Annotated in this window: 14 protein-coding genes and 1 tRNA gene; 7 read left to right on the top strand and 8 right to left on the bottom strand. The window is 68.0% G+C overall.

Going from position 1 to position 16,051, the window contains the following annotated elements; genetic code table 11:
- Nucleotides 1–43 precede the first annotated feature (43 nt).
- Nucleotides 44–238, top strand: a complete 195-nt coding sequence (locus tag FHX42_RS21675) for a helix-turn-helix transcriptional regulator (RefSeq protein ID WP_182546294.1) — start codon at nucleotides 44–46, stop codon at nucleotides 236–238.
- Nucleotides 235–1,599 carry a tyrosine-type recombinase/integrase gene (locus FHX42_RS21680; protein WP_182546295.1) on the top strand — a complete coding sequence of 455 codons (1,365 nt, stop codon included), beginning with the start codon at nucleotides 235–237 and terminating at the stop codon, nucleotides 1,597–1,599. The genes FHX42_RS21675 and FHX42_RS21680 overlap by 4 nt, the downstream gene beginning before the upstream one ends.
- Nucleotides 1,600–1,720: 121 nt before the next feature.
- On the opposite strand, the gene FHX42_RS21685 is transcribed toward FHX42_RS21680, so the two are convergent.
- Nucleotides 1,721–1,801, bottom strand: a tRNA-Tyr gene (locus FHX42_RS21685).
- A 136-nt stretch (nucleotides 1,802–1,937) separates the two neighbouring features.
- Here FHX42_RS21685 and FHX42_RS21690 point away from each other — a divergent pair.
- Complete coding sequence (locus tag FHX42_RS21690) at nucleotides 1,938–2,429, top strand: YajQ family cyclic di-GMP-binding protein (RefSeq protein ID WP_182546296.1); 492 nt, start codon at nucleotides 1,938–1,940, stop codon at nucleotides 2,427–2,429.
- Nucleotides 2,430–2,439: 10 nt separating this feature from the next.
- Nucleotides 2,440–3,321 (top strand): glucose-1-phosphate thymidylyltransferase RfbA, encoded by an 882-nt coding sequence (rfbA, locus tag FHX42_RS21695; protein ID WP_182546297.1) that lies wholly within the window; start codon nucleotides 2,440–2,442, stop codon nucleotides 3,319–3,321.
- 6 nt (nucleotides 3,322–3,327) lie between these two features.
- Here the strand turns inward: rfbA and htpX are convergent, their stop codons facing one another.
- On the bottom strand, nucleotides 3,328–4,200 hold the full coding sequence (htpX, locus tag FHX42_RS21700) for a zinc metalloprotease HtpX (RefSeq protein WP_182546298.1): 873 nt from the start codon (nucleotides 4,198–4,200) through the stop codon (nucleotides 3,328–3,330).
- 292 nt (nucleotides 4,201–4,492) lie between these two features.
- On the opposite strand from htpX, the gene FHX42_RS21705 reads away from it, so the two are divergent.
- A complete protein-coding gene (locus FHX42_RS21705; protein ID WP_182546299.1) occupies nucleotides 4,493–5,389 on the top strand; it encodes a YceI family protein in 897 nt (298 codons plus the stop codon).
- Between the two features lie 55 nt (nucleotides 5,390–5,444).
- Here the strand turns inward: FHX42_RS21705 and ddaH are convergent, their stop codons facing one another.
- On the bottom strand, nucleotides 5,445–6,311 hold the full coding sequence (ddaH, locus tag FHX42_RS21710) for a dimethylargininase (RefSeq protein WP_407926298.1): 867 nt from the start codon (nucleotides 6,309–6,311) through the stop codon (nucleotides 5,445–5,447).
- A 75-nt stretch (nucleotides 6,312–6,386) separates the two neighbouring features.
- Here ddaH and FHX42_RS21715 point away from each other — a divergent pair, with 75 nt between their 5' ends.
- Nucleotides 6,387–6,827 (top strand): Lrp/AsnC family transcriptional regulator, encoded by a 441-nt coding sequence (locus FHX42_RS21715; protein ID WP_182546300.1) that lies wholly within the window; start codon nucleotides 6,387–6,389, stop codon nucleotides 6,825–6,827.
- Between the two features lie 3 nt (nucleotides 6,828–6,830).
- On the opposite strand, the gene FHX42_RS21720 is transcribed toward FHX42_RS21715, so the two are convergent.
- Complete coding sequence (locus FHX42_RS21720) at nucleotides 6,831–7,916, bottom strand: sunset domain-containing protein (RefSeq protein ID WP_182546301.1); 1,086 nt, start codon at nucleotides 7,914–7,916, stop codon at nucleotides 6,831–6,833.
- Between the two features lie 247 nt (nucleotides 7,917–8,163).
- Between FHX42_RS21720 and FHX42_RS21725 the strand changes: the two genes are divergently transcribed.
- Nucleotides 8,164–9,573 (top strand): M1 family metallopeptidase, encoded by a 1,410-nt coding sequence (locus FHX42_RS21725; RefSeq protein ID WP_182546302.1) that lies wholly within the window; start codon nucleotides 8,164–8,166, stop codon nucleotides 9,571–9,573.
- Nucleotides 9,574–9,630: 57 nt separating this feature from the next.
- Here FHX42_RS21725 and FHX42_RS21730 read toward each other — a convergent pair whose 3' ends face one another.
- From FHX42_RS21730 to nuoL, 4 genes are all read right to left on the bottom strand, one after another.
- Nucleotides 9,631–10,668, bottom strand: coding sequence for a polyprenyl synthetase family protein (locus FHX42_RS21730; RefSeq protein WP_407926301.1), 1,038 nt, complete (start codon nucleotides 10,666–10,668; stop codon nucleotides 9,631–9,633).
- A gap of 47 nt (nucleotides 10,669–10,715) precedes the next feature.
- A complete protein-coding gene (gene nuoN, locus FHX42_RS21735) occupies nucleotides 10,716–12,281 on the bottom strand; it encodes an NADH-quinone oxidoreductase subunit NuoN (protein ID WP_235987763.1) in 1,566 nt (521 codons plus the stop codon).
- A gap of 95 nt (nucleotides 12,282–12,376) precedes the next feature.
- Nucleotides 12,377–13,963: a complex I subunit 4 family protein gene (locus tag FHX42_RS21740; protein ID WP_182546303.1), complete on the bottom strand. Its 1,587-nt coding sequence runs from the start codon at nucleotides 13,961–13,963 to the stop codon at nucleotides 12,377–12,379.
- A 94-nt stretch (nucleotides 13,964–14,057) separates the two neighbouring features.
- Complete coding sequence (gene nuoL, locus FHX42_RS21745) at nucleotides 14,058–16,040, bottom strand: NADH-quinone oxidoreductase subunit L (protein ID WP_407926302.1); 1,983 nt, start codon at nucleotides 16,038–16,040, stop codon at nucleotides 14,058–14,060.
- Nucleotides 16,041–16,051 lie beyond the last annotated feature (11 nt).

A 16,051-nucleotide genomic window follows, 5' to 3' on the forward strand; every position in this document is an offset into this window, starting at 1 on the left:
GGACGGCTCCCCCCTCACTGCAAGAAATCCCAGGAGGACCGTCATGCCCAAGCGCACCGGTAACTGGATGACCGTCGCCGAGTTCTGCGAAGAGCTCGACATCGCCCGCACCACATTCGACGACTGGCGAGCCAAGCAGCGAGCCCCTAAATGCGTCCGACTGCCCAACGGCTCCCTGCGCATCCGCCGCACCGATTTCGACAGCTGGATCAACGCTCTGGAGGACAACGTCGCATGACCAGCACCACCTACGACGTCCGTATCTGGAAGATCACACAGCGCAAGAACACTAAGGGAAAGGTCACCAGTTACGCCGTGCGGTGGGCCGTTGCCGGTAAACCGTTCTACGAGTCGTTCAAGAACTTCGCGCTCGCTGACAGTTTCCGGTCGGACCTCATGAGCGCGGCCCGCAAGGGCGAGGCATTCGTCAAGGCAAGCGGCAGGCCAGTCTCGATGGTGCGCACCAACGAAGACATGAACTGGCTGGACTTCGCCAAGGAGTACACAGCCATGAAGTGGCCGAACGCATCCGCCTCACATCGGCGAGGCATCGTGCAGTCCCTCACTTCGATCACGACCGCGCTGGTCAGCCAGCGGAACGCGCCCCCACAACGAGCACTCCACGATGCCCTGAGCTGGGAACTCAATCCGACCCGTACCGATCCGCCTACAGAGCCCAAGATGGCCGAAGCCACCCGCTGGCTGGCGAAGAGCACCTACCACGTATCCGCTCTTTCGGATCCTGAGGTAGTGCGGCAGATCACCGACAACATCGGTACCAAGCTCGACGGAGGGCGAGTTGCCCCGGATACCTTCCGACTCCGGCGCGTGATCCTCGACAACGCGCTCGACTACGCCGTCGAGCGGAACTTGCTGGATGCAAACCCGCTCGACTCACTGAAGCTCAAGACGCCAAAACGCTCGAACGCAATCGACAAGCGCTCGGTCGTCAACCCGATACAGGCACGAACGCTGCTACTGGCCGTGCGCGAGATACAGCGGGCAGGCCCCCACCTGGTCGCCTTCTTCGGGCTGATGTACCACGCGGGTCTTCGCCCGGAGGAAGCCGCGGGCTTGAAGAAGGCCAACCTGTCACTGCCCGAAAGCGGTGGCTGGGGTGAGCTTCACCTCGAACGTGCCATGCCCGAGGTGGGGGCCGAATGGACCGACGCACAAGCACGCGGGGAAGGCAGGGGGCTCAAGCACCGGGACGACGGCACAGGGCGGACCGTTCCCTGCTCCCCCGAGTTGACCGACCTCCTGCACGAACACCTGAACCGCTACGGGACCGCCCGTGACGGGCGACTCTTCCGAGGGGAGCGGCGGGAGGGGCGGATTTCGAGCACCGTCTACGGGCGTGTGTGGGCACACGCCAGGGAGAAGGCTTTCGTGTCGACAGTGGTCGACTCACCCCTTGCAAAGAGGCCCTACGACCTCCGGCACGCCTGCGTATCCATGTGGCTGAATGCCGGAGTCGAACCACCACGAGTGGCTGAGTGGGCAGGGCACAGCGTGCGCGTCCTGCTGGAGGTCTACGCCAAGTGCCTCGACAGCGGGGAGCAGCTCGCACGCCAACGAGTCGAACAAGCGCTTCGCTGAGCGTGTACGTGCATCGCACGTGGAACACCGGGTGAGCCCGGGTCGCTCCGGGGACAGCCGGGGAGCACGAAAACGGCCCCCTGGCCTGTCGGTGCAGGTCAGGGGGCCGTTTCGGCACGTGTGCCGGGTAGAGGATTCGAACCTCTGAAGCTTTCGCGGCTGATTTACAGTCAGCTCCCTTTGGCCGCTCGGGCAACCCGGCGTGCAGGCCAGCTCCGCTGGCTTCACGGAAAATCATACAGACCGGTGTCCACGGCGTCGCAACGGGGGGCGGGCCGGTAGCGTGTTCGGCGAAGGGTATCCATGCGAGCGGTAGACGCGCAGGGGAGGAGCAGCAGGTGGCGGATCCGTCTTTCGACGTGGTGAGCAAGGTCGACCGCCAGGAGGTCGACAACGCGCTCAACCAGGCGGCCAAGGAACTGGCCAATCGGTTCGACTTCCGCGGCACCGGCACGAAGATCAGCTGGGCCGGCGAGGAGTCCGTGACGCTGGAGTCGGAGACCGAGGAGCGGTGCAAGGCCGCGATCGAGGTCTTCAAGGAGAAGCTGGTCAAGCGCGGTGTCTCGATGAAGGCCCTGGACATGGGCACACCAGCCAGCTCGGGGCAGGTCTACAAGGTCAGTGGCAAGCTCGTGCAGGGCATCTCCCAGGAGATCGCCAAGAAGGTCTCCAAGAAGATCCGCGACGAGGCCCCCAAGGGCGTGCAGGCCCAGATCCAGGGCGACCAGCTGCGGGTCTCCGGCAAGAAGAAGGACGACCTGCAAGCGGTCATCCAGCTGCTCAAGGAGTCCGACTTCGACGTGGCACTCCAGTTCGAGAACTTCCGGTGAGGAGCCCGACGTGAAGGGGATCGTGCTGGCCGGGGGCAGCGGCACCAGGCTGCAGCCGATCACGCAGGCGGTGTCGAAGCAGCTGCTGCCCGTCTACGACAAGCCGATGATCTACTACCCGCTGTCGGTGCTGATGCTGGCCGGGATCCGCGACATCCTGCTCATCTCCACCCCGGCCGACCTGCCGCTGTTTCGCAGGCTGCTCGGCGACGGCAGCCAGTTCGGCCTGCGCATCGACTACGCCGAGCAGCCGGAGCCCGACGGGCTGGCTCAGGCGTTCGTCATCGGCGCCGACCACATCGGCGATGACTCGGTGGCGCTGGTGCTCGGTGACAACATCTTCTACGGGCAGGGCTTCTCCCGGATGCTGCGGGAGTGCATCGGCTCGCTGGAGGGGTGCACCCTGTTCGGCTACCCGGTGCGCGATCCCCAGCGCTACGGCGTCGGGGAGACCGACGCCGACGGGCGGCTGGTCTCCATCGAGGAAAAGCCCGAGCAGCCCCGCTCGAACAAGGCCGTCACGGGGCTGTACTTCTACGACAACTCCGTGGTCGACATCGCTCGCGGCCTGCGGCCCTCGCCGCGCGGCGAGTTGGAGATCACCGATGTCAACCTGGAGTACCTGCGGCAGGGGCGAGCACACCTGACCGGGTTGGGCCGGGGTTTCGCCTGGCTGGACACCGGAACCCACGACTCGCTGCTGGAGGCCGCCCAGTTCGTGCAGGTTCTCGAGCACCGCCAGGGGGTGCGCCTCGCCTGCCTGGAGGAGATCGCCCTGCGCATGGGCTACATCTCCGCCGAGGACTGCTTCGCGCTGGGAGCCAAGCTGGCCAAGTCCGGCTACGGCGACTACGTCATGGAAGTGGCCCGATCCGCCGGCGCCCCCGGCTGAGCGCGCTCACAACCTCGGGGGGAGTTCCCGGCCGGCCATTCCCTCCAGCCGCTGGACCCGCTCGGAGATCGGCGGGTGGGTGGAGAACAGGCGTGCCATGCGCTCCCCGGGGCGGAACGGGTTGGCGATCATCAGGTGCGCCTGGGAGACGACGTCGGGCTCCGGGGCCAACGGCGCCCGCCGAGTACCGCTCTCCAGCTTGCGCAGCGCCGAGGCCAGCGCCAGCGGATCACCGGTGAGCTCGGCGCCGGAGGAGTCGGCCTGGTACTCCCGTGACCGACTCACCGCCATCTGCACCACGCCGGCGGCCACCGGCCCCAGCAGCGCGATCAGCAACATCACGAAGAGGTTCGGGCGGTCCTCGTCATCGCCGAACATCCCGAACAACATCCCGAAGTTCGCCAGGAAGGTCACCACGCTGGCCAGTGCCCCGGCCACGCTGGAGATCAGGATGTCGCGGTTGTAGACGTGGGAGAGCTCGTGACCGAGCACCGCGCGCAGCTCACGCTCGTCGAGCAGTTCGAGGATGCCCGCCGTGCAGCACACGGCGGCGTTGCGCGGGTTGCGCCCGGTGGCGAAGGCGTTGGGCGCGCTCGTCGAACTCAGGTACAGCGACGGCATCGGCTGCCGCGCGGAGGTCGCCAGCTCACGCACGATGCGGTACATCACAGGCTGCTCGGCCTCCGAGACCGGGCGGGCACGCATCGTGCGCAACGCCAGCTTGGCCGAGTTGAAGTACGCGTACCCGTTCATGCCCAGTGCCACGACCAACGCTGTCACCAGGCCGAACCGACCGAACAGCGAGCCGATCAGCAGGACCAGCGCGCTCATTCCACCCAGCAGCAGCGCGGTCTTCACACCGTTGAAGTGACTGTGCACCGTGCTTGCTCCTCCGCAGGACAGGCCCCCACTCGGAAGTCCTCATCGGGCGGGGTCGCCGAGTAGGCGGGGTCACCTGGTCAACGCTGTGCGCGGCCGGGAAGTTCCGAATCGGTGACGTGCCGAACACCACGTCGATGCCCTCCGGGGCCGCCGACGCTCCGGAGCACGACGGTGCGCACGCCCCGGTGTGGATCAGGACGTGAACCGGTCGCTACTAAACTTACGCGTACGTAGCTTTTGCCCGATGTCACTTCCCGTCCGGGGGGCCGGGTCAACGGAAAGGAATCAAATGATCTTGTCCAAGCTGCGTCGGCGCCGTTCGTCCGGCGAGGACGTGTCCAGGCGAGGCGCTCGCGGTGGGGACACCGCCTTACCCCCGACTCCGCTCGACGGTGGTGTCGTCAGCTGCCAGGTGCACGACGAGCGCGGAACGCCGATGTCGGAAGCCGGCGTGACGGTGATCAATCGCCTCAACCAGCAGGTCGCGCAGGGCAAGACGGACTCGTACGGGTACTACCTGGCCACCGTCCCACCCGGAGTCCACAAGATCACCGTTATCGCGGGCGGCTACCACCGCACCGGGGCGCGAGCCGACGTGCGCACCAACCGGCACACCTCGATCGGCAGCCTGCAGCTCGAGCCCGACACGGCGATGTCGCTGCCGGAGGCCGGGATCTGGAGGGTGGAGCCGGACCACACCGAGGTGCGCTTCATCGCCCAGCACATCGGCATGTCCAGGATCTACGGCAGGTTCCGCAACATCGAGGGCTACATCCACGTGGCCGAGCCCTTCGAGCAGTCGCGAATCGAGGTGTCCATCGACGCCTCCACCATCGACACCGGCGTCACGATGCGCGACGACCACCTGCGCTCGTCCGACTTCCTCGACGTCGCCAACTACCCGAAGATGTACTTCACCAGTGACCGGATCACCCACCTGCGCGGTAACCGCTGGACGGGAAGCGGGTCACTGACCCTGCGGGGCACCACGAGTCCGGTGCAGCTCGACACGCACTACCTGGGTCAGCGTTCGTGGAACGGCACCCGCGCCGCGTGCGTGTGCAAGACCGAGCTGCGGCGCGAGGACTACGCGGTGAACTGGCAGCAGATCCTGAACAAGGGCATCGCCGTGGTCGGGCCGACCGTGCAGATCGAGCTCGACGTGCAGGTCGTCCAGGACGAGTGATCCCCGGTGCGACTTCGGCTCGGCCGAAGTCGCACCGCGGCCGGTGCCCGGCTGTTCAGCCGTGCAGTTCCATGGTGCAGCACTTGGGACCGCCGCCGGACTTGCGCAGCTCGGAAACGTCGATCATGACCGGCTCGTAGCCACGCGCGCTCAGCCGCTCGGCCAAGCCGGTGGCCTCCAGCGGCAGCACGACGTTGCGGCCGTCCGAGACCGCGTTGAGCCCGAGGCACTCGGCATCGGCGGAGTCGCCGAGCACGGCGTCCGGGAACAGCCGTCGCAACACCTGCGCCGATCCGGGGGAAAACGCGTCCGGGTAGTACGCGACCTGCGGCCGTGGCCCCTTGTCCAGCACGAACAGCGCGGTGTCCAGGTGGTAGTAGCGCGGGTCGGTCAGTCGCAGCGAGACCACCGGCGCCCCCAGCACCTCCTGCGCCTCGGCGTGCGCCTCGGGGTCGGTGCGAAATCCGCTTCCCGCGAGCAACAGTTCACCGGTCCAGGCGAAGTCACCCTCCGCCTCGTTGATCCGCGACGGCATGACGAGCTCGCGGTACCCCCGAGTGGCGAACCACCGGCGGAAGTGCTCGGCTTCGGCGGCCCGCTCCGGGGCGCGAAAGCGCGAGCCCAGCACGCGGCCACCGAGCACGGTGCCCGAGTTCGCCGCGAACACCATGTCCGGCAGGCCCGGCTGCGGCTCGACCACCTCGACGGTGTGTCCGAGGTCCTCGTAGGTGCGCTTGAGCTCCTGCCACTGCCGCTTGGCCAGGTCGGTGTCCACCGGCGAGCTCGGGTCCATCCACGGATTGATCGAGTACTCGACCGCGAAGTACTCGGGTGGGCACATCACGTAGTGCCGACGCGTGGGCGTGCGCACGGGCAGCTCGTCACGTGGACAGGATTCGGCCGCAAGGACAGGGGTGGACATGTTTCGAAATCTAATCGATCCCAGCAACGGGCTTCAACAATGTCCCGTTGCACTCGGTCAGGCAGAATGTTGCTTATGGACCCCCTGGACCAGCGAATCGTTTCGCAGCTCGTGGCCGACGCCCGCGCCAGCTACTCCGAGATCGGCAAGACGGTCGGCCTGTCCGCCCCCGCGGTCAAGCGGCGAGTCGACAAGCTGCTCGACCTCGGCATCCTGCGCGGCTTCACCGCCGTGGTGGACCCGGAGGCCCTCGGATGGGGCACGGAGGCCTTCGTCGAGGTGCACTGCCACGGCAACGTTCCCACGCAACGAATCCGTGCCGGAATAGAACCGCTCCCCGAGGTCGTGGGGGCCTATACCGTCTCCGGCCCGGCCGACGCGATCGTGCACCTGCGCGCGGCCAACATGCAGCACCTGGAGACCGCGCTGGAACGGCTGCGCGACGTGGAGTTCATCAATCGGACCGTCTCCACCGTGGTGCTCTCGCGCCTGCTGGACCGGCCACCCCAGACCTGAGGTTCACGAGCGGTGGTGGCCGTCCCAGGGTTCGAAACCGGCCTGCTCCGCATCGGCGGCCGTGCGGAACCACACCTGTGCCGTGATGTTCTCGAATCGGGGCGAGTCCGGCGTGTGGTACTGGCGGGACGCGAAATGTCCCTTGATCGTGTACCCCGCGTCTCGCGGTGCCTCCGTACCGGCCTCCGTACCGGAGGCGTCGTCGGGGGGCCGGTCGTCGACGGTCGGGAACTGCTGCGTGGTTTCCGCGCCCACCGGCGGGACGGGCCGGGGCGGCTGGTCGGCACCGGGACCGCCCAGCGGCTCGAACAGTGAGCGCAGTCGCCCGGACAGCTGCTCCGGGTCCGGCTCCCGTTCGGCGGGCTGCTCGGCGGGCTGCTCGGCGGGCTGCTCGGCGGGCTGCTCGGCGTCAGCGGCTCGCTCATCGCCCTGTTCGGGAGGCCGCTCGGGAACCTGTTCGGGAAGCTGCCGGGCGGCCTCGGCATCCCCCAGCGTCCCGGCCCACTCGTAGCCGCCGGACCACTCGTGGCCACCGGTGTCCTCGACCGGTTCGGGACCGTGGAACCAACTGTTCACGGCGGGCTCCACGGGTTCCTCGTCGGCCAGTTCGGTGCGCGGGCGATCCAGTTCCGGAGGAGCCGTCGGCTCCGGAAGCTGGCGCACGGTCTCGGCGTCCCCCACCCGGTCGATCCTCTCCTGCCGGGCCGCGAGCTCACGCTGTTCCTCCAGCCGCAGCTCGCTGTCGTCGGCCCACTCCCCGGAGGCCGTCTCGAGCACAGCGGTGACGGCGGTTTCCTCGTCGTCCTCGGTGACACGGCCGGTCCGGAAGGGACGGTCACCGGCGGGCTCGACCTCTTCCTCGTCCCGCGGGCGCAGCAGTTCCCAGGCCGGCTCCTCGGTGACCGTCGGTTCCGGCCGATGGTCGTCGTACTCCGGCCAGGAGTCGTCGTACTCCTGTCGCCGAACAACCTCCTCCAGCTCCCGGAGGCGGCGTCGCAGCGGTCGGGCGAACAGCAACCAGCTCAGCACCGCGCCCACCACGAAAGCCACCAGGCTCCACATCCACACCTGGACAAACAGCCAAGCCACCAGCCACGACCTCCTCGAATCCGGCCTCCCCCGAGTATCGCTCACGGCCTCGTGACCGCGAACGCCAACCGGGGAAGGTGCCACATTCCTCCGTACGCGGGAAATTTCGGTCCGCCCAGCGTGGCGACTACACGCCAGAGGAGATCCACGTCATTGTCTCGGTGTGATCAACCGAATACGACCGGAGTCGTACCCCACCCGGCCGTCCGCGGCCGGGGCACGACCCAGTAAGGAGCGAACACCGAACATGACACGCCGAAACGGTCGCCGCAGGGCTGCCGTGGTCACCGGTTCCGTGCTGAGCAGCATCGCGCTGACGGCGGGAACGGCCCTCGCCGCCGGAGCGGGCGCCCCCGGAGCCGGGGACCCGTACTACCCGACGGACGGCAACGGCGGCTACGACGTCGCCGACTACAACGTCGACATCACCTACGACCCGGCGAGCAAGCACCTGGACGGCACGACCACGGTCACCGCCACCAGCCTCAAGAACCTCGGCCGGTTCAACCTCGACCTGCACAAGCTGCACGTGGACCGGGTGACGGTCAACGGCACGAAGGCCGAGTTCGACCGCGCCCGCGAGCACGAACTGGTCATCACCCCGAACAAGCCGCTGCCCCCGGACAAGAAGTTCACCGTGACGGTGCGGTACAGCGGCACACCCGGTCCCATCGTCGACCCCGTCGGCAAGGGTGGCTGGCAGACCACGCAGTCCGGCGGCGCCTTCACCGCCGGTGAACCGCACTCGGCCACCACCTGGTTCCCCGCCAACGACCACCCGAGCGACAAGGCGACGTTCCACCTGACCGCCACCGTGCCGCAGGGCTGGAAGGTCGTGTCGAACGGGACCCGCCGCGAGGTCGGCACCCGCGACGGTTGGACGACCGCCCGGTGGGCCGCCGAGAAACCGATGGCCACCTACCTGACCACCATCGGTATCGACGAGTGGACGATCGAGCGCTCGAAGCTGGCCGACGGCACCCCGGTCGTCAACGCCTACGCCCCCGGCGCGGAGGGAGCGCGCGAGAAGGAACGGCGGCTGCCGGAGATCCTGAACTTCCTGGAGTCGAAGTTCGGCGAGTACCCGTTCGCATCGGCCGGGGGGATCTTCCTGGCCAAGCCGATCAGCTTCTCGCTGGAGACCCAGACACGCCCCATCTACACCAAGGGCGTCCCGTTGTCGACCATCGTGCACGAGCAGGCGCACCAGTGGTACGGCGACTCGGTCTCGGTGCGGGAGTGGCGCGACATCTGCCTCAACGAGTGCTTCGCCAGCTACGCCACCTGGATGTGGTCCGAGGCCAAGGAGGGCCAGAACCTCGACCAGCGCTACCGCGAAGCCGTGCACTCGGTCGACCAGGAGTTCTGGAACCGCAAGCTCGTCGACATGGGCGCGGGCAACGAGTTCACCGCCGTCTACGACAAGGGGCAGCTCGCCCTGCACGCCCTGCGCAACCGGATCGGGGACCGGGCCTTCGACGAGATCCTCAAGACCTGGCCCGCCCGGCACCGCGACGGCAACGCCTCCTGGGAGGAGTTCGAGTCGCTGACCGAGAAGATCTCGGGCCAGCACCTCGACGGATTCTTCCGGGCCTGGTTCCACGGCGACACCAAGCCCGCCGGGAAGTACCTCTGGCCGGGGGGACTGCACCCCTGAGCCGTGTGCGATTTTCCCTAAAGTTGTGGCACAACTTTAGGGAAAATCGCACCCCGGTCAGTGGGTGCGGGCGACGACGTAGTCGACCAGGCTCGCCATCGCTTCCCGCGCCGGGCATTCCGGCAGTGAGGCGATCTGGCGGTGGGCGTCGGCGGCGTAGTCGTCCAGGGTGCGGCGGGTCCGCGCCAACCCATCGGACTCGCGCAGCCGCCGCAGCGCCTCGTCGACCTCGTCGTCGCCGGTGATCGGCCCCGCCAGTAACTCGCGCAGCCGCGGGTCGGCGTTCTCGTCGCTCAGCACGTAGAGCATCGGCAACGTCCGAACTCCCTCGCGCAGGTCGGTGCCGGGAGTCTTGCCGGACTCCCCCGACGGCGAGGCGATGTCGATGATGTCGTCGGAGATCTGGAAGCCGGAACCGACGATCGTTCCGATCCGGTCCAGCGTTCGGACGTGCTGCTCGTCGACCCCGGCGAAGAAGCCGCCGAAGCGTCCCGCCGTGGCGATCAGCGATCCCGTCTTCTCGTCGATCACCGACAGGTAGTGCTCGACGATGTCCTCGTCGTTGCCGGCACCGATGGTCTCGCGCATCTGCCCGGTGACCAGGGACTCGAAGGTCCTGGCCATCGACCGCGCCGAGTCGGTGCCCAGATCGGCCACCAACCGCGACGCCTGGGCGAACAGGAAGTCACCGGTCAGGATCGCCACCGAGTTGTCCCAGCGGGCGTTGGCGCTGGTCGCTCCGCGCCGCATGGTGGCCTCGTCCATCACGTCGTCGTGATACAGCGTGGCCAGGTGGACCATTTCGATGACCGCGGCCGACTTGGTCACCCGCTCGTCGTCCGGTTCTCCGAAGTGGGCCGCCAGTATGGCGAACAACGGCCGGAACCGCTTGCCGCCCGCGTCGACCAGGTGCAGCGAGGTCCGGGTGGCGAAGTCGAGTTCGCTGCGGACCGAGTCGTGCAGCAAGTGCTCCACCCTGGTCATGCCCTGGCGGACCGACTCGGCCAGCGCCGGGTCGGCGATGTCGAGGCCGCCGGGAACACCGTACGTCTCCCCCGACACCCCATTGGTCGAATCGCCCCTTGGGATGGTCACGTCACCGTCGCCTTCACTCCCGCATCGATGGCCCTGCCCCAGGCACTCTACGACACGAAACCACCCACGTTGGCCCAGTTCCACGCCAACGTCGGCAGCACGCCCAGCAGCAGGGTCACCACCACACCGAGTGTGATCGCCGCCGTCGTGAATGCCCCGGGCACGCTGACGGTCGGACCGTCGGCAGCCGGTTCGTTGAAGTACATGAGCACGATGACACGAAGGTAGAAGAACGCCGCAGCCGCACTGGCCACCAGCGCGATGACCACCAACGGGACCATACCGTCGGTGACGGCCGCCGAGAACACGTAGAACTTACCCATGAAACCGCTGGTCATGGGGATACCGGCCAACGCGAGCAGCAGGAAGGTGAACACCGCCGCAACCAGCGGGGAACGCTTGGCCAAGCCGGCCCAGCCGGAAAGGTGAGTAGCCTCACCCTCGGACGTACGTACCAAACTGATCACACCGAAGACCGCGACGGTGGTGAACCCGTAGGCCAGCAGGTAGAACAGCGTGCCCGACAGGCCCCTGTCGGTCAGCGCGATCGCCCCCACCAGGAGAAACCCGGCGTGCGCGATCGAGGAGTAGGCGATCATGCGTTTGATGTCGGTCTGGGTCAGGCCGAGCACCACTCCGATGAGCATCGACAGCACCGCCACGGTCCACAGCACGTAGTGCCACTCCCAGCTGGAAGCCTCCAGCGCGACCTGGAGGACGCGGAGGATGGCGCCGAAGGCGGCGACCTTGGTGCACGCGGCCATGAAACCGGTCACGGCCGTGGGCGCACCGTGATAGACGTCCGGGGTCCACGCGTGGAACGGACCGACCGACGCCTTGAACAGCAAACCGACCACCAGCAGACCGATTCCGGCGAACAGCAGCGTGTCCGAGCGGTCACTGCCCGCCGTGGCCTCGGAGATCGCGGCCAGTTTCACCGAGCCGGAGTAGCCGTAGAGCAGGGCCAGCCCGTAGAGGAAGAACGCCGAGGCGAACGCACCGAGCAGGAAGTACTTCACCGCCGCCTCCTGCGACAGCAACCTGCGTCGCTTGGCCAACCCGCACAGCAGGTACAGCGGGAGGCTGAGCACCTCCAGGGCGATGAACATGGTCAGCAGGTCGTTGGCCGCGCAGAACACCATCATCCCGGACAGCGAGAACATCGCCAGCGGAAACACCTCGGTGCGCATACCGGACACGCCGGCCGTGGCTCGGGTCATCGTCGGTGACGGAGCCGACGAATCGGCCGTGGCCCCCCGAGCCGGGCCGGAGGAGGCGGACAGGCCGGACGAGGCGCCCAATCCGGAGGAACCGGACGAGGCGTCCGATTCCGCGACGAAGGCGCCCCCCTGTTCCACCGAGCGGTCGGCGATGAGCAGGATCGAGGCGAACCCGAGCGCCAGCAGCGTGCCCCACAGGAACAGGGTCGGCGTGTCCACGGCGATCGTGCCGGCCAGGGTCGTCAGCCCCGTCCCCGCGCCACGGGCGTACGCACCGAGCGCGACCCCGGCCACGACCAGCGTCAGCAGGCTCAGCCCCACCTGCACCGACCACCGCTGGTGCCGGGGCAGGAACGCCTCGACGATCACTCCGACGCAGGCGGCGGTCAACATCAGGAGCACGGGTGCGATCGCGGCGTATTCGATCGGCGGCGGTTCGACGGGCTGCTGCGCGAGAACCACCGCACCGGCTTGCACTGGACCCACTGTCAGTTACCTCCCTGAGGGGCAACGGGATCGGTGACACCGACCTCGCTCATGGTTGCTTCGACCGACGGGGTGATCACGTCCAACATCGGCTCCGGATAGATCCCCAAGCCGATCACCAGCACCACCAGGGGAGCGAGCACTCCGAGCTCGCGCGGCCCCAGATCACCGATCACGGCGTGGCGTCCCCCGGGCCGCGACAGCGTGTTCGGGTCGGCGGTCGCTCCGGGGCCCTTGGCCGCACCGACCAGGGCGTCACCGGAGACCGGGCCCTGCATGACCCGCTGGTACAGCCACAGCACGTAGACGGCGGCCAGGATCATGCCCACCGTGGCCAGGATCGTGTACACCGGCCGGGTCGGGAAGGACCCGATCAGCACCAGGAACTCGCTGACGAACGAGTTCGTCCCCGGCAGCGACAGCGTGCTCAATCCCGCCACCAGCAACATCCCGCCCAACAACGGGGTCACCCCGGACATGCCGCCGTAGTCGGCGATGCGGGTGGACCCGCCCCGCGCGATGATCAGACCGACGACCAGCACCAGCATTCCGGTGGCGATGCTGTGGTTGACCATGTACGAGGCCGCTCCGACCATCGCCTGCGTGGAGAACGCGAAGATGCCCAGCGCCATGAACCCGAAGTGGGCGATCGAGACGTAGGCGAGGAAGCGCTTGAGGTCGGTCTGGCCGTAGGCCTGCAACGACCCGTAGAGCACGCCGATCACGGCCAGCACCAGGACCAGCGGTGCGAGCAGCTGGGAGGCCTCCGGGGTCAGCGGCAGGCTGTAGCGCAGGAACCCGAAGGTGCCGACCTTGTCCAGCACGCCGACCACGATCACCACCACACCGATCGGGGCCTGCTCGGTGGCGTCCGGCAACCAGGTGTGGAACGGCACCAGCGGCGCCTTGATCGCGAAGGCGAGGAAGAAACCGAGGAAGATCCAGACCTGCACGCTCGTGGGGGCCTGGCCGAGCACGCGGGTCAGCGTGGCCCAGTCGAAGGTGCCCTGCCCGGTGACCTCGACGGCGTAGGCGTAGGCGCCGAGGGCGGAGGCCAGCATGATCAGGCCGCCGAGGAAGGAGTACAGGAAGAACTTCACCGCGGCGTACCGCCGGCGCGGACCGCCGTAGCCGCCGATGAGGAAGTACATCGGGATCAGCATGATCTCGAAGAGCACGTAGAACACGAACACGTCGGTGGCGGCGAACACCGCCACCGTCAGAGCCTGTTCGACCAGCAGCAACGAGAAGAACCCGCCGTGGGTGCGACCCCGCGGCAGGCGTTCGCCCCAGCTGAAACCGAGCACCAGCGGCATCAGCAGTGCGATGACCGCGATCATCACCAGCGCGATGCCGTCCACGCCGAACGACAACTCGATGCCGAAGGCCGGGATCCACTCCACCGAGCTCGTCAGCTGCATCCGCGGGCCCGCCGGGTCGTAGCCGCCCCAGGCCGCCGCCGCGATCACGAGCTCGGCCAGGGAGAACGCCAGGGCGGTGAGCTTGGCGGCCCGGTCGGTGCCGCGCAGCAACCCCACCACCACGGCGCCGACGAGCGGCACCAGGATCAGGGCCAGCAGTAGGGTCATCGGGTCTCCTCCCGCAGGTCACTCGTGCGAGGGCTCTTCCGCGACTTCGCGCGGAGTCGCACACCCGCGCGCGAAATCGCCCAACGGCCGTTCGTCATGGCATTCCCACCGCGAGCATGGCGGCGACCAGCAGGACACCGCCGGTGAACATGGACAGGGCGTAGGACCGCACGAACCCGCTCTGCCAGCGGCGCAGGCCGTGCGAAGCGGCGCCGAGAAACCCGGCCAGACCGTCGACCGCACCGTCGACGCCCCGGCTGTCGACCGTCACCAACCCCCGGGCCAGGCCGTCGGTGGGACGCACGACCAGCGCGCGGTTGATCGCGTTGCCGTAGAGGTCGGCACGTGCGGCCCGCACCACCGGGGAGACCCGCTGCGGCCGGGCCACCTCGACGCGCCTGCGTCCCACGAACAGCCACGCCGCCAGCGCCCCGAGAGCCGACAACCCGACCGTGAGCACGGGAATCAGCACGTGCGGCAGCACACCGGCGTGGCCCTCCTCCAACTCGCCCAGGGCGGGGGTCAGGTAGCCGACCAACCGCTCGCCGAAGGTGAAGAACGCTCCGGCCCCGACCGATCCCACGGCCAGCAGGATCATCGGCACCGTCATCACGGCGGGCGACTCGTGCGGGTGGTACTTCTCGCCGTCGGCGGTGGTGAGGTTCTCCCAGCGACGCGGCCCGAAGAACGTCATCAGCACCAGCCGCGTCATGTAGAACGCGGTCAGCCCGGCACCGAGCGCCGCCGCCCCGCCGAAGACCCAGCCCTGCCAGCTACCCTGCCCGAACGCGGCCTCGATGATGGCGTCCTTGGAGTAGTAGCCGGACAGGAACGGGAAACCGATCAGCGCGAGATAGCCGAGCGCGAAGGTGACGAAGGTGATCGGCATGTAGCGGTACAGCCCGCCGTAGCGGCGCATGTCGACCTCGTCGTTCATGCCGTGCATCACCGACCCGGCCCCGAGGAACAGCCCGGCCTTGAAGAACCCGTGGGTCAGCAGGTGCATGATGCCCAGCGCGTAGCCGGCGGGGCCGAGTCCGACGGCCAGGATCATGTAGCCGATCTGGCTGACAGTGGAGTAGGCCAGCACCTTCTTGATGTCGTCGTAGGCGCAGCCGATGACGCAGCCGACCAGCAGGGTCACCGCTCCGACGATCGTCACGGCCAGCTGCCCGCCCTCGGACAGGGTGTAGAGCGGATTGGCCCGGGCGATGAGATACACCCCCGCGGTGACCATCGTCGCGGCGTGGATCAACGCCGAGACGGGGGTCGGGCCCTCCATCGCGTCGGGCAGCCACGCCTGCAGCGGCACCTGGCCCGACTTGCCGCAGGCTCCCAGCAGGAGCAGCAGCGTGATCGCCAGCAGCACTCCGGACGAGAGCTCGTCGGCACGGGCGAAGACCTCGGTGTACTGGGTGGTGCCCAGCTTCGCGAACAGCAGGAAGATCGCCAGTGCCAGGCCGACGTCGCCGATCCGGTTCATCACGAAGGCCTTGGTGGCGGCGGCGCCCGCCGTCCGCCGGCGCTGCCAGAACCCGATCAGCAGGTAGGAGGCCAGTCCCACGCCCTCCCAACCGAGGTAGAGCGTCACGAAGCCGTTGCCCAGCACCAGCACCAGCATCGCGGCCACGAACAGGTTCAGGTAGCCGAAGAACCGGCGGCGCTCGGTGTTGGCGCCACCGGTGCGGCCCTGCTGGTCGTGGGCCATGTAGCCGATCGAGTAGATGTGGATCAACGAGCCCACGCCGGTGATCAGCAGCACGAACACCAGCGACAGCGGGTCCAGCCGCAGCCCGAAGTCGACCTGCAGCGCGTTGACCGGGATCCAGGAGAACAGGTACAGGTCGCGCACCGGGTGGGGGTCTCCGAGGGCGGAGGCGAACAGCGCCAGGCCGTAGCCGAACGCGGCCAGCACCGTGGCGCACCCCAGCACGTGCCCCCACGCGTTGCCGCGGCGGCCGACGAGCAGCAGCACGGCCGCGCCGAGCAGCGGAAGCGCGATCAGCACCCACGCATTGGACTGCAACACCCCCGCGGCCGCCCGTACCGGTTCGGCCGCCAGAAACGAAGTCGTCACGCTGACTCCCT

Source organism: Halosaccharopolyspora lacisalsi (genome assembly GCF_014137975.1).
Lineage (GTDB): Bacteria > Actinomycetota > Actinomycetes > Mycobacteriales > Pseudonocardiaceae > Halosaccharopolyspora > Halosaccharopolyspora lacisalsi.